We start from the raw sequence: 12,735 nt of genomic DNA on the forward strand, positions 1-12,735 counted from the left end.
AAGCATTTTATTCGACAGTTTTCCAGAGTTGGGAAGTATAGCATGGAGCAGATAGTGCAGACTTCTTTACTCCTGATTAATCCATCCTGCTTCCGAAGTTGGTTTGCTAAGTGTTGCTACTGTACCCCTTGATTCCTTAACAGGCTGTACCGGGCAATAGCCAGATTGGGCTCGATCAGGCCTTGCAAATCTTTGTATTCTTAGGGTCGGTAGGTTGGTTGCCGAGGGTGTGGGGAGTGATGAGTCTTGGGATACGCAGCCTGAAGGCATGGGTGGTGGTCGGTTGGCTCGCTCTCTTGCTGTTGGGCAGTTTCTGGGGGGTTGCCCCATCTCAGGCGCAGAATGTCTACCAACTGCAACAGCGACAGCAGCAGATCCAGCAACAAATCCAGGGCACCCAACGCCGCCTGGGAGAGCTGCGCCAAGCGGAAGAAGAAGCCCGCCGCCGCATGGGATCCCTGCGGCAAAACATCCAACAGACGGAAGCCAGCCTGCGCGACAACCAATACCGTCTAGAACAGGCCCAGAGGGCGCTAGAGCAAGCGCAGAAGGAGCTTAAAGAGCTGGAAGACCGCCTGCGACGGCAGCAGCAGGGCACGGCCGCCCGCTTGCGCTACATGCAGCGGCAGGGGGCAGAACATTGGTGGGCTTTGCTGCTCACCAGTCGTGACCTGAACGAGTTTTTCGATCGCCGCCACCAGTTGCAGTTGCTAATCGAAGCCGACCGGCAGTTGATCCAAGAGCTGCAGGCGATGGCAAAGGAGGTGGATCAGCAGCGGATTGCCTTGGAGGCGCAGCGCAACGAGATTTCCTTGATCTTGCAGGAGCTGGCGGCCCAGAAAAACCAACTGCAGCAGCAGGCTGCCGCTCAAGAGCAACTGGTGGGCCGACTGGCCAACGAGCGCGCCGCCTATGAAGCAGCCCAACGGCGCTTGGAAGCCGATTCCCAACAGTTGACCATCCTCATCCAGCAACTGATCGCCCAGCAGGCTCAGCAGCGGGGGGGCAGGGATCCGGTTCAGGGCACGGGTCGGTTGATCCCACCGGTGCGCGGGCCGATCACCAGCGGCTTCGGCTGGCGGGTTCACCCCATCTATCGCAGCCGCCGCTTCCATGCGGGAATCGACTTCGGTGTGCCCACCGGCACTCCGGTGAGGGCTGCAGACCGGGGCACGGTCATCTACGCCGGTTGGTACGGCGGCTACGGCTACACAGTCATCGTCAACCACGGCGGCGGCATCACCACCCTGTACGCCCACAACAGCCGCGTCGCCGTCGGGGTGGGCCAGCAGGTACAGCGGGGGCAGGTCATTGCCGCTGCCGGCTCCACCGGTCTCTCCACCGGGCCTCATGTTCACTTCGAGGTGCGGGTCAACGGCCAGCCGGTCGATCCCCGCCGCTACTTGTGAAGCAGCGCATCTGCCGGCAACGGCTGCAGGGATCCCGCCTGCAAGATCCACCGCACATCGGCAATGGAGGACAGCTCCTCGGGGTCGTGGGAAACCACCAACACCGTCCAGGTGGATTTCAGGCGGGCCAGCAGCTCAATCAACTGCTGCCGCACTGACCAGTCCAGCCCCGCCGTCGGCTCGTCCAGCAGCAGCAGAAACGGGCCGCGAATGAGCTGTACCGCCAGGGCCAAGCGCCGCTGCTGTCCGCCGCTGAGATGGTTGGGGGAGGTGCACAGAGGGATCCCTGCCAATCCCACCTGTTGGAGAACGTTTTCAATCTCCTTTTGCTGCAGCTCCGGGTGGCCGAAGCGCATTTCCTCTAGCACCGTCAAGCCACAAAAGTGGCGCTCCGGGAACTGAAACACCAGCCCCGCCATGCTGCGCAGTTGCTGAGGAGAGAGCTCTGTTCCTCCCCAGGCAATCCGCCCGCGCGTGGGCCGCGCCAAGCCAGCCAAAATTTCCAGCAGGGTGCTTTTGCCGGCCCCACTTTTGCCCACGATCAGCCCCAACTGGTTCAGGCCTAGCTCAAAGGAGAGATCCCGGAGAATTGGCTGAGAGAGGGTTGCCGGGTGGTAGCAGAGATCCTGAACCTGCAACATAAGCGGCGGTGCTGGGAGAGTTGTCGTTATTTTGGCACTGGAAAGCTCTGCCGGACAGCTACAACCACTCTTCTAGGCGCCCCAACTGATCCCGGAAGCCATAGGTGAGTTCGCGGTACCACTCTCGCAGCTCCAGTTGATCTACAGCTCGCCGCAAAGCCTCTTGGGAGCGCTCGATGGGGCGCAGAGCCGCAGACGGGATCCCTTCTTGAGCGGCCCATTGTTCAAACAGAGCCAGCTCCGTCTGCAAGTAGAGAATGAGGTTGGCCACATCCTGCGGGTGCGGGTAGCGGGTGGCATCTGGCATAAGACATCTCACCAGGGGAACTAGCTCCATTCTGGCCAAGAATCTGTCCCGCTGCCGCCTGAGGGCCCTATCCCCTCTCGCCTGCTTCTGTACTCTAGGCCGCAAAACGCAGATAATGCGGGGAGAAATGTTCACTGCCGGCGAGGGATCCATGAGCCAAAAGCTGCTGTTTGTGTGCCTGGGCAACATCTGCCGTTCTCCCGCTGCCGAAGGGATCACCAACTACCTGCTGCAGAGCAGCGGTCATGAGGGGGACATTCTCTGCGATTCGGCAGGTACAGCCGCCTATCACATCGGCAGTCCCCCAGATCGCCGCATGCAACAAGTTGCCCAGCGCTATGGACTGGAGCTGCACGGCCAAGCCCGGCAAATTCATCCTTTGGATCTGCGGGAGTTCGACCTGATCCTGGCTATGGATCGGCAAAATTATCGCGATATCCTCAGCCTCGATCCCCAGAGAAGATATGCCGACAAGGTGCGCCTCATTTGTAGCTACTGTCGTTCTCACACCGATGAAGAAGTTCCAGATCCCTACTACGGGGGCGAGGCTGGGTTTCACTACGTGATCGAGCTGCTCTGGGATGCCTGCAGCGGCCTGCTGGAATCCTTGATCCCCGGGATCCAATGCCCGCCGCTGCCCAGCCGCACCTAAATTCTCGCTCAATTCTATAGTTTTGCTGAAATCCGCCTGGCGGACGGATCCCTTCTGGTTAGCCTAAGCCTGGGTTTCCAAGTAGGCCCCAGCAGCCCTGGCAGAACATCTACAGAAACGTGCTGCTGGTAACCATTGGCAAAGGGTAGGGGGGCGAGGATGGATCAGCTCTTTCTAGTCTTGGTTGGGATTGTCTTTTATGCCTTTTTTAGCTACACCTTGATGGTGATTGGACAAAAGCTGAGTGTACCCAATGCCTGGTTGGCCTGGATCCCGATTGGGAACGCTTGGGTAATGTGCAGGGCTGCTGGCAAGCCAGGCTGGTGGGTTCTCCTCCTTTTTATTCCCTTAGTCAACCTAATTTTCTTCATCTGGGTAATCTTTGCCATCCCGCCCCGGCTCAACAAATCTCGATGGCTGGGGCTGTTAATCTTCTTGCCTCTAGTGGGGGCCTTGGCTTATATGAGCGTTCTGGCCTTCACGTAGACTCACCGAGCGTCCTTGCTGTCGATCGCCCCAGGCGGCCGTGACCAGCCTGCCAGCAGCTAGCTCTGGCACTTTACTTTCCCGATAGCGAGCGTTAACTGGGTGCTTACTTCAGCCGGCTCCCGAGTTGAGTTGTTGCCACTAGAAAGATGAAGCTGCCACAGCTCTCTGCCAAGAAGGGGAGCCTCTGGCAGCGCTCTCCTTGTTTTTCTGGGAAAAGAGCTACCACTTGAGCAGGTTGAAGCTCTCCATGTCGATGGTGGCCCGGTTGCGGTAGATCCCCAACACAATGGCCAAGCCCACTGCCGCCTCGGCAGCCGCCACGGTGATGACGAACACGGAAAACACCTGGCCGCGAATCAAGCTGGAGTCAACAAAGTTGGAGAAGGCCATAAAGTTGAGGTTCACCGCGTTGAGCATCAGCTCAATCGACATCAACACTCGAATGGCGTTGCGACTGACGATCAAGCCGTAGATGCCGATGCAAAAAAGAACTGCCGCCACCACCAAAAAAAACTGCAGTTGCAACATCGCAAGAGGCTCCAGTGGATACAGATGAGAGGGGTACCAGGAAAACTCTGGGCTGTACGTCCGAAGCAATCGGGTTTAACGGGTGCTTACCAACTCTGCTCGCCGTTCTGACTCGGCTTCAAGCTGGGGTCGGGCTCGCTCCAGCAAACTCAGATCGCCTTCTCCGGCTTCGGGAGCAACAGACTCTCGACGCGCCACGACAATGGCCCCGATCAACGCCATCAGCAGCAAAACAGAAGCCAGTTCAAACGGCAACAGATAATCGCTAAAGAAATGCCCGCCAATCACCAGAGCACTGCTTAGAGGCTGGATCGCCTGCAGAGGCCAAGGGGTGTTGAACGCCATCACGGTGAGCAGGGCAAACAGACCCAAAGACACCACCGCCGTCACTCCATTGCGCAGCCAGCCCAGTTTCAGAGGAGCAAAGGTGTAGCGCCGGTTCACCAGCATGATGGCAAACAGGATCAGTACGTTGACAGCGCCGACGTAGATCAACACTTGAGCGGCAGCCACAAAATCGGCATTCAAGAGGAGGTACAGCCCAGCCATGCTCAGGAAAACGCCCCCCAAGAGAAAGCCGGAATAGACGATGTTAGGGGCCCAAACCACTCCTAGGGCAAAGCCAATGGCCATCGCCGAGAGCACCCCAAAGGTAACCAGTTGCACGCCTTCTGCAAGGGTCATGGGATCTTCGTCCTTAACAAATCGCTATCGCTGCTCCCTTACCACTGTACTGTCCCGGCGGATTTAAGAGAAGCCCAACCCCCTTGTTCAATCGATAGAGAAATCTCTAGAGTTGGGTCTCACCAACTGCCGCCTGCTCCGCCGCCGTCACTGCTGCCGCCCCCGAAATCTCTATCAGAGTCTCTATCAGAGCTATCAGAGGTACTTCCAGAATCCCTCTCGGAGTCACTGTCCCTAAGTGGCGGGATCACCACTGTTCTCTCGCTACGGTACTGGCAAATCGGGCAGGTTAGGATCTCCAACTTCAAACCGCTGGAGGAATAGGTTGCTTCCTGGAGAATTTGGGTAGTGAGGTCAAGGGTAAGGGCTTGACACCGGGGGCAATAAAGGTGGCGACAGGAGGTGCCTTCGCGCACGACCACGGCCATCCCCTGACAGGCGGGGCAAAACCAGCCGTAGTAGCGGGCTCTGCGCTGGCTTTTGGCCAGGCGATGCGCTGGGGGAAGTTGCTTATCCAGAACTTGCGGCTGGATGGGGCGCAGGGGCCGACCGCAGCTTTGACACACCACCGGCTGAAACGGGATCCCACGCTTCGAGCCCAAGATGCCGTCGGTGGTCACAACTGCCAGGAAGGGCAGCACCAGTACCAGCCAGTTACCGCTGACCGACATCAGGAAGAGACCAAGGCAGAGGGAACCGGGATAGAGAAGCCGGCGAATGGGGGCGCTCTGGAGCGAAGAGAAGGCAGCCGTTGTCCCCTGCTCTCGGCGTGTTAGCGACAGGACTTTCGCTCCTCCCCGCTCGGCCTTGAGATAGACCGGCAGGCGGGAGCGCCGCCACCCCAGCCCTAGGAGCAGGATCCCCAGCAGCAGTAGGCTCCCTTCCAGCAAGCCTTGAGCAACGGCCAAGGCTTCCCCTCCATCTGCTCGAGGAACGGCTGCAGGGGAAAGCGCAGAGGAAGCTTGAACCTCGGCAACTGGCTGCCCCTGCAGCACTGCAGTTAACTGCCGTACTCCTGCCAAGGTGCCGCCATCGAAATCCCTATTGCGAAATTTGGGTAGAATGTGCTGGTCGATAATCTGCTGAACGCGGCTGTTGGGAAGGATGGTGGCCAAACCCCTGCCAGTCTCAATTTCCACCCGCCGATCCCCCACCGAGATGAGAAACAACACGCCGTTGTTGCGACCGGCCTTGCCAATGCCCCAGTAGTTAAATAGCTGCGTGGTGAACGCTTTCGGCGTGGCATATCCCTGAGTATTGGGTACCGTCACCACCGCCATCTCGGCAGTGGTACGCTGCTCGAGCTGGGTAAGGAGACGGTTGAGCTCGTTTTCAGTGCTGCTGCTGAGGATGTCGGCGGTGTCGGAAACCCATCCTCCATACTGGCGGCGGGGGTTGGGCACTTGTTCGAGGGTAATGGCCCAAGCGGGCTGCGGGAGCCACAGCGATACACTGAGCAAGACTGCCGCCCAAACTTTTGGCATGGCTCACCTGGCTGAGCGCTGCCTTGGTTTTAGCACAGCCCCTTTGGATGGAGATGCATCTGCAACACGGAACTGTCTAGAGGCGTCTTGACAGTGCCTTTACGGGCTCGTTTGTGGACTGCGTAAGAATCCCCCCCTTTAGGCGGTGGGAGTGTCAAGAACGCAACCACTTCCAAAGTTATCCCGAATACCAATGAGACGAACACCCCCTCACCCCTAGCCCCTCTCCCAGAGGGAGAGGGGGGAAGTGGATCTTGCCGTTCTCTATCACTCAGGGTCAGCTATCCCTGCCGGATCCTCCCAGTGAAGCGGATCCGGCCAGGTTTCTTCTTGCCATTCCACCTCAAAGCACTCCTGGGCCATTTGGAGAAAATGTTCCATCAAAGCAGGGATCCCCGGCGCTGTGGGGCAAAGGTCGTACAGGCCAATCACCTGCGAGCCGGGCAGGTATCGTTCCCACAGCTCGAAATTGGGCCGCAACAGCAGGGATCCCTGTTGCAGGATCCCCCAGGGTTGCCACAGTTGGGCGTTGCCCATCAGCTTTTTGCCTCCCCAGCTGAGATCGGCGCGGGTACGGGCAGCAAAGCAACTGGTTTTGTTGCGGTAGCCCGAATCTAGGGTTGGGCGGTTCTGGCCATGGGTTCGGTTGTGAGCGAGGATTGGATCCACCTCAACGCCCAGTTCTGCCAGCCCCTTTACCCAAAAGCGGCAGCAGAAGTCGTACACCGAGGCCCGCTGCAAACGGGGCAGCCGAGCTTGGAGGTAAGACAGGGGCAGCACCAGGCTGTAGGTGAGCTCTGCTCCATCTTCAGCCGCCTGGTGTAAGACCGCTCTTCCGCCAGTGGGACGGCGCACCACCGGAATCCCTGGCGCTGGATCCGGCCAGGCCTGGTGCCGTCCCAGCGAGAGGGTAAGCCGATCCCAGCCGTAAAAGCGCAAATAGGGTCTAGGGGCGTGGCGCAGCCGCTGCAAAAGCCAGGTATCTTGCTCCATTTGCCAGGTGCCGGCGGCTACGCAATAGGGCAGCCAGTAGCCTGGGGATCCCATCCTGATCGCGCCGCGGCTCAAGCTTTGGGAAACTCAGCCTGGAGCTGCTCATCGTACTCATCGGCCAAGCTGGCCACAAGGGTGATGGCGCGCGAGATCTCGCCGGCGCTGATCCCTTCCAGGGTGCGGTGGTGGTTGAGTACCACTTGGTTGTTCCAGATGCAAAAGCGCGCTTCCAGAGTGTCGCTCCAATTTTTCTCCAGCAGCTTCTGCATGAGCTTAGCCGGCTCTGCCACCGGCAGAGAGAGAACGGGAGACCAGACCAACAGGGTATCTTCGGGGGATTCGCCGCTCAGGTGGACGAACACTTCCACGCTGCCGTAGGTGAATTTCCAGGTGTGCCCCTGCTCGTGGTTCTCATAGGCGGCATCCTCCTTGAGGCTGGAAACCACCGCCGAGACGATCTCAACATAGCGAACAGGTTCCTCCAACACCGAAAAAACCTCTGGAGAACGGTCAACGAGCGGCTCGCTGTAGGCCATGATCTTTCCCCTACTCCCTGTCCAACCACCTTAACTATACTGCCTAGCACCCCGACCTAGTCGGTCGCCTCTCTCTCGGGATCCGGCTTGGGCCAGAATGGAGCTGTTCGACGTTGGGAAAGCGGCTGATGCCCCAGATTCAAGTGCAAGGACGCACCCTCGTCTGTGAGGTGGGCACCAACCTGCGCCAGGTGCTGCTGCAGGCCGGGATCCTCCTCTACAACCCACCGGCTCATGTCCTCAACTGCCGCGGTCTGGGCACCTGTGCCGTACAGATCGAAGGGGCTGTCTCCCCCATGGGCTGGCGAGAACGGGCCCGTCTATCTTTGCCACCCCATCAACCCCCATCCACCTCGGCGGCGCAGAGCAGCAACGGGCTGCGCTTGGCCTGTCAAGTACAGGTGGTGGGAGATCTGAAGGTCACCAAATGGCCAGGCATGTGGGGGCAGCGGATCCCTACGGCCTCTCAAACCTGAGGAAAGCGCTATGGCATCTCCATCCCACTCCCCCCCGAAGGCTGTTGGCATTTTGGGAGCTCTGCCGGAAGAAGTGGCCATGCTTGCCGAAGCGATGGAAACTCGCTCCATTCATCACCACCTGGGGCGGCAGTTCCATCAGGGATCCCTGGCTGGCCAACCGGTGGTGGTGGTTCAAGGGGGGGTAGGTAAGGTACGGGCAGCAACCACGGCAGCTCTGCTGGTGACCCATTTTCCTTTGCGGGGCATCATCTTTACTGGCGTGGCCGGCTCCTTAGCCGATCACCTCCAGATGGGGGATGTGGTGCTGGCCCATGCTGCCATCGAGCACGATTTCGGCACAGGACGCCCTGAGGGCTTTGTCTTAGGGATCGACTTCATCCCTGAACTGCGCTACCCTCTGGCAGAAGCCGATAGCGCCTTCTACGACTTAGTCGTGGCCCAATCGGAGCGGATCCCTCTTCACTCCCTACACGGACGGCAGCCGGTCATCCACCAAGGCCTGGTGGCCACCGGCGACGTGTTCGTAGCCGACGCCGAGCTGCGCCGCCAAATTCGCGAGCGCACCGGGGCACTGGTGGTGGAGATGGAAGGGGCAGCCGTGGTGCGGGTGGCTCAAGAGGCCGGGATCCCTTGTCTGCTGGTGCGCTCGGTCAGCGACGCGGGGGATGAAACCGACTTCCTCAGTTTTTTTCAGGTGGCGGCGCTAAATTCAGCAGCCGTTGTCCACACTGTCTTGCAAAGCTTACCCCACCTCTCCTCCTAAGCCTGCTGCCTCGTCCAGCTCCCCCAGCAGCAGAGGATCTTAGAACGAGGCAGAGCCCCAGCCCTTTCCCCGCACGAGCGACCTTTTTCGGTCTCGGTACAGTTATGTAGCCAGAGTCGGAGCGAAAGGATTTGAACCTTCGACCCCCACTACCCCAAAGTGGTGCGCTACCAAGCTGCGCTACGCCCCGACGCACCTAAGCCAGAGAGAATCTCTGGAGGTGCTTTACTAATCTAGCTTTTAGAACTGGATCTCGGCAAGGGGGAGGTCTTGGTGGCCGGATCCTGTAGAAGACATGTTAGCTTAGTTAGGCTGTTAAAATACCACACGCCCGAGCCACCGGGTGTCCCCAACGGGGATCCGTTCGGGCGGAGGCCAACCCGTAGGAGACAACCAACTCATGAGCATAGTCAGTTTGCCTCAACTGCTGGAGGCAGGAGTACACTTCGGCCACAAGGCCAGCCGCTGGAACCCCAAGATGCGGCCCTACATTTTCGCCGAGCGCAACGGCATTCACATCATCGACCTGGTGCAGACGGCCCGTTACCTCAACGAAGCCTATGAATACGTGCGGGAGGGGGCCGAAAAGGGGTGGCGTTTCCTGTTTGTCGGCACCAAACGGCAAGCCGCCGGGATCATTGCCCATGAGGCCACCCGCTGTGGCAGCTACTACGTCAACCAGCGCTGGCTGGGGGGCATGCTCACCAACTGGGCCACCATCAAAACCCGCATCGACCGCCTCAAGGAAATCGAGGAGATGCAGAGCAGCGGCCTGCTGGATCGCCTGCCCAAGCAAGAAGCGGCCCGCCTAAAACGGGAATTGGCCAAGTTGGAGAAGTACTTGGGCGGCATCAAAACCATGCGCAAGCTCCCCGACGCGGTGATCATCGTCGATCAGCGGCGGGAGGCCAACGCCGTTCAGGAATGTATCAAGCTCAAGATTCCAATCATCTCACTGCTGGATACCAACTGCGATCCTGACCTGAGCGATGTCTTCATCCCCTCTAACGACGACGCCATCCGAGCGATTAAGCTGATTGTAGGCAAGCTGGCCGATGCCATCTATGAAGGGCGACACGGGCAGCTCGACACAGTCGAAGAGGATGAGTACGACTACGAGGGGGCTATGGACATGGATCTGGAGGATGACATTCTGGAAGATATGGAGGATGAAGAGGAGGGGGATCCCGACGAGGGCGAGTGACCCTTGGGACGAGAGCAGGGATCCCGTGCGGTTCGAGTTACTCCCTGTTCATCCTTTCTCCGGAAGACTGTATCCTTAAAATCTAGATTCATCCTTTGTTCTGCTCCTGGCTATCCTCTACATCCAGCCACATCCTTTCTGCCTCTTTGTACGATGTGAGATTTGAGGAACCCTCATGAGTATTGATGCCAAATTGGTTAAAGAGCTGCGCGAAAAGACGGGCGCAGGCATGATGGACTGCAAAAAAGCCCTGGAAGAGTCCGGTGGCGATATGGAGAAAGCCATCACCTGGCTGCGGCAGAAAGGGTTGGCAGGGGCAGCCAAAAAGGCCGGTCGCGTCGCGGCTGAGGGGGTTGTCGATAGCTACATCCACTTCGGCAACCGGATCGGTGTGTTGGTGGAGGTGAACTGCGAGACGGATTTTGTGGCCCGCAACGAAGACTTTAAGAAGCTGGTGCAAGATATTGCCAAGCAGATTGCCGCCTGCCAAAGTGTGGAGTACGTCAGCATCGACCAGATCCCTCCCGAAGTGGTGGAGCGGGAAAGGGCCATCGAGATGGGCAAAGAGGATCTGGCCAGCAAGCCTGAAAACGTGCGGGAAAAGATTGTGCAAGGCCGCATCGAGAAGCGCCTGAAAGAGCTGTCTTTGATGGATCAGCCCTTTATTAAAGATTCCTCGATTACCGTAGAGGAATTGGTGAAGCAGCACATTGCCAAGCTAGGGGAAAACATCCGGGTGCGGCGGTTTGCCCGCTTCGTTTTGGGAGAAGGGATCGAGAAACAGGAAGCGGATTTTGCCGCTGAAGTGGCTGCTCAGGCCGGTCTCAAGCCGGCAGAGCCAGCGCAAGGGGCAGAACCTGTCGCTGACCAAGCTGCTGCCGAGACTACTACTGAGGTGGTTGTTCCTGAACCGGCTGCCGAGAGCAAGCCAGCCAAAAAAGGCTCCAGCAAGAAGAAAAAATAGCTCTATTTCCGATGGATCCCTGAATTTACCCCAGTGGGCGGCAGCAGTGCCACTCTGCTTCTCCCACCATGGCAAGCCGGCTGAGCAGGTTGAGGCTTTCTGGATGGAGTTTCCCTATTTTTTGCCTTGGCACGGCCAACTACAACACGCTAGGGTGACAGGCGGTCATTTTGGATCTTGGGCATGAGCTGTATCCTACGCAATGCGTTGATCCGCACCGGCACAGGCTACGAAACCACAGATGTGCGCATCGAGGGGGAACGGATTGCTGCTATCGATAAAGGGTTACCCGCAACGGGCACAGACAGCCTAGAACTGGAGGCCGGCAACCAACTCTTGCTGCCGGGCTTTGTCAATGCCCACACCCATTCTTCCGAGCTGTGGCAAAGAGGGATCATCCCGCCCTACCCGCTGGAGCTGTGGCTGGCGCAACTGCACGAGTACGCGCCGCCGGATCCGGAAAAGATCTACCTCAGCGCGCTGGCAACGGCGGTGGAGACCCTGCTCAGCGGCGGCACGACGGTGGTGGATCATCTCATCCTCATCCCCGGCCAGGAGCTGGCCACCCTCGAGGCGGCGGTGCGGGCCTACCGAGAAGTCGGGATCCGCGCCTTCATCGGTCCCCTGCTTCAGGATCAGGCCCTCTCCACCTGCCTGCCCGGCGGTTCATCCTTCGCTGGCGGGGCGGCAGCCTATCCCCTGAGCACCTCAGAGGTGCTGGCCCTGGTGGAAGAGGCGGTTGAGAAGTACCACCGCCCGGAAGAGGGCATCACCCTGATGGTGGCCCCCACCGGCATCCAACTCTGTTCTGACAAGCTGTTTGAGGGCTGCGCAGAGTTGAGCCAGAAGTATGACCTCCCCCGCCATGCCCACCTGCTGGAAACCCGCGCCCAGCAGAGGTTGGCCCAGGAAAAATACGGCTGCAGCGCAGTCGAGCACCTGGAGCGCTTGGGCTACCTAGACCGGAAAACCTCGCTGGCCCACTGTGTCTGGCTTACCGATGCCGATATCGAGATCTTGGCCCGCACCGGCTCTACGGTTGTTCACAACCCCTTGAGCAACCTACGCCTGGGCAGTGGCATCGCCCCCATCCTCAAGTACCGGCGGGCGGGGGTGAATGTGGCCTTTGGCTGCGATGGATCCGCCAGCAATGACTCCCAGGATCTCTTGGAGGCCATTAAAATCGGCACCATCCTGCACAACATCACGGATCCCGACTACCGCCACTGGATCTCGCCCCGCGAGAGCGTCGAGATGGCCTCCCGCGGTGGGGCCATTGGCCTAGGGCTGGGAGAGAAGCTGGGATCCCTGGAGGTGGGCAAGCAGGCGGATCTGGTGCTTTACGATCTCACCCAACTGTCGCTGTTGCCCCGTACCGATCCCATCGGGCTGCTGGTGCTGGGCCGGCCCACCCAGGTGGTGCACAGCGTCTGGGTTAGAGGGAAACGGGTGGTGGCCAACGGCGAGGTAACGACGGTGGACGTGGCCCAGTTGCGGCAGGAGCTGTTCGAGCACAGCCACTGGGATCCCTTCCGTCGCTCGCAGCAGGCAGCACAACTGGAGGCCCGCTACCGCCAGGTGATGGGTCTGCCAGAATAGCCC

General features: G+C 59.2%; 14 protein-coding genes, 1 tRNA gene and 2 pseudogenes. 9 read left to right on the plus strand and 8 right to left on the minus strand.

The annotated features are described in order from the left end of the window. Both NW845_RS01320 and NW845_RS01325 read left to right on the plus strand, forming a co-directional pair. Positions 1-132, plus strand: a pseudogene (locus NW845_RS01320) (IS630 family transposase); the annotation flags it as partial. Positions 133-239: 107 nt separating this feature from the next. After that, positions 240-1,409 carry a murein hydrolase activator EnvC family protein gene (locus NW845_RS01325; protein WP_414376460.1) on the plus strand — a complete coding sequence of 390 codons (1,170 nt, stop codon included), beginning with the start codon at positions 240-242 and terminating at the stop codon, positions 1,407-1,409. On the opposite strand, the gene NW845_RS01330 is transcribed toward NW845_RS01325, so the two are convergent. After that, positions 1,400-2,050 (minus strand): ABC transporter ATP-binding protein, encoded by a 651-nt coding sequence (locus tag NW845_RS01330; RefSeq protein WP_414364156.1) that lies wholly within the window; start codon positions 2,048-2,050, stop codon positions 1,400-1,402. The two genes, NW845_RS01325 and NW845_RS01330, sit on opposite strands and share 10 nt — an antisense overlap. Positions 2,051-2,108: 58 nt before the next feature. Next, entirely contained in the window at positions 2,109-2,357 is a 249-nt protein-coding gene (locus tag NW845_RS01335) for a hypothetical protein (protein ID WP_011430466.1), read from the minus strand. Positions 2,358-2,508: 151 nt separating this feature from the next. Here NW845_RS01335 and NW845_RS01340 point away from each other — a divergent pair, with 151 nt between their 5' ends. Then, positions 2,509-3,009: a low molecular weight protein-tyrosine-phosphatase gene (locus NW845_RS01340; protein WP_414364162.1), complete on the plus strand. Its 501-nt coding sequence runs from the start codon at positions 2,509-2,511 to the stop codon at positions 3,007-3,009. 159 nt (positions 3,010-3,168) lie between these two features. Further along, positions 3,169-3,495, plus strand: a complete 327-nt coding sequence (locus tag NW845_RS01345; protein ID WP_414376462.1) for a DUF5684 domain-containing protein — start codon at positions 3,169-3,171, stop codon at positions 3,493-3,495. A 222-nt stretch (positions 3,496-3,717) separates the two neighbouring features. Here the strand turns inward: NW845_RS01345 and nuoK are convergent, their stop codons facing one another. From nuoK to NW845_RS01370, 5 genes are all read right to left on the minus strand, one after another. Continuing rightward, complete coding sequence (gene nuoK / locus NW845_RS01350; protein ID WP_414366802.1) at positions 3,718-4,023, minus strand: NADH-quinone oxidoreductase subunit NuoK; 306 nt, start codon at positions 4,021-4,023, stop codon at positions 3,718-3,720. A gap of 78 nt (positions 4,024-4,101) precedes the next feature. Further along, complete coding sequence (locus NW845_RS01355) at positions 4,102-4,710, minus strand: NADH-quinone oxidoreductase subunit J (RefSeq protein WP_414376463.1); 609 nt, start codon at positions 4,708-4,710, stop codon at positions 4,102-4,104. Positions 4,711-4,829: 119 nt separating this feature from the next. Further along, positions 4,830-6,194 (minus strand): TPM domain-containing protein, encoded by a 1,365-nt coding sequence (locus NW845_RS01360; protein ID WP_414376465.1) that lies wholly within the window; start codon positions 6,192-6,194, stop codon positions 4,830-4,832. A 267-nt stretch (positions 6,195-6,461) separates the two neighbouring features. Further along, the gene (locus NW845_RS01365) at positions 6,462-7,241 is read right to left on the minus strand and encodes a lipoyl protein ligase domain-containing protein (RefSeq protein WP_414376467.1); all 780 of its coding nucleotides are present in this window, start codon (positions 7,239-7,241) and stop codon (positions 6,462-6,464) included. 17 nt (positions 7,242-7,258) lie between these two features. Continuing rightward, complete coding sequence (locus tag NW845_RS01370) at positions 7,259-7,723, minus strand: YbjN domain-containing protein (protein WP_414364896.1); 465 nt, start codon at positions 7,721-7,723, stop codon at positions 7,259-7,261. A gap of 128 nt (positions 7,724-7,851) precedes the next feature. On the opposite strand from NW845_RS01370, the gene NW845_RS01375 reads away from it, so the two are divergent. Next, positions 7,852-8,199 (plus strand): (2Fe-2S)-binding protein, encoded by a 348-nt coding sequence (locus tag NW845_RS01375; RefSeq protein WP_414376469.1) that lies wholly within the window; start codon positions 7,852-7,854, stop codon positions 8,197-8,199. A 10-nt stretch (positions 8,200-8,209) separates the two neighbouring features. Beyond that, positions 8,210-8,965: a 5'-methylthioadenosine/adenosylhomocysteine nucleosidase gene (locus NW845_RS01380; RefSeq protein ID WP_414364900.1), complete on the plus strand. Its 756-nt coding sequence runs from the start codon at positions 8,210-8,212 to the stop codon at positions 8,963-8,965. 116 nt (positions 8,966-9,081) lie between these two features. Here NW845_RS01380 and NW845_RS01385 read toward each other — a convergent pair. Continuing rightward, positions 9,082-9,155 (minus strand) — tRNA-Pro (locus NW845_RS01385). 210 nt (positions 9,156-9,365) lie between these two features. Here NW845_RS01385 and rpsB point away from each other — a divergent pair. The 3 genes and pseudogenes from rpsB to NW845_RS01400 all read left to right on the plus strand — a co-directional run bounded on the left by rpsB (position 9,366) and on the right by NW845_RS01400 (position 12,732). Further along, positions 9,366-10,169: a 30S ribosomal protein S2 gene (gene rpsB, locus NW845_RS01390; RefSeq protein WP_414364901.1), complete on the plus strand. Its 804-nt coding sequence runs from the start codon at positions 9,366-9,368 to the stop codon at positions 10,167-10,169. A 175-nt stretch (positions 10,170-10,344) separates the two neighbouring features. After that, positions 10,345-10,989, plus strand: a pseudogene (gene tsf, locus NW845_RS01395) (translation elongation factor Ts); the annotation flags it as partial. Positions 10,990-11,316: 327 nt separating this feature from the next. Then, complete coding sequence (locus NW845_RS01400) at positions 11,317-12,732, plus strand: amidohydrolase (RefSeq protein WP_414371494.1); 1,416 nt, start codon at positions 11,317-11,319, stop codon at positions 12,730-12,732. The last annotated feature ends 3 nt before the right edge of the window (positions 12,733-12,735 follow it).

It is taken from the genome of Synechococcus sp. H60.2, assembly GCF_047462315.1.
Taxonomy (GTDB): Bacteria; Cyanobacteriota; Cyanobacteriia; order Thermostichales; family Thermostichaceae; genus Thermostichus.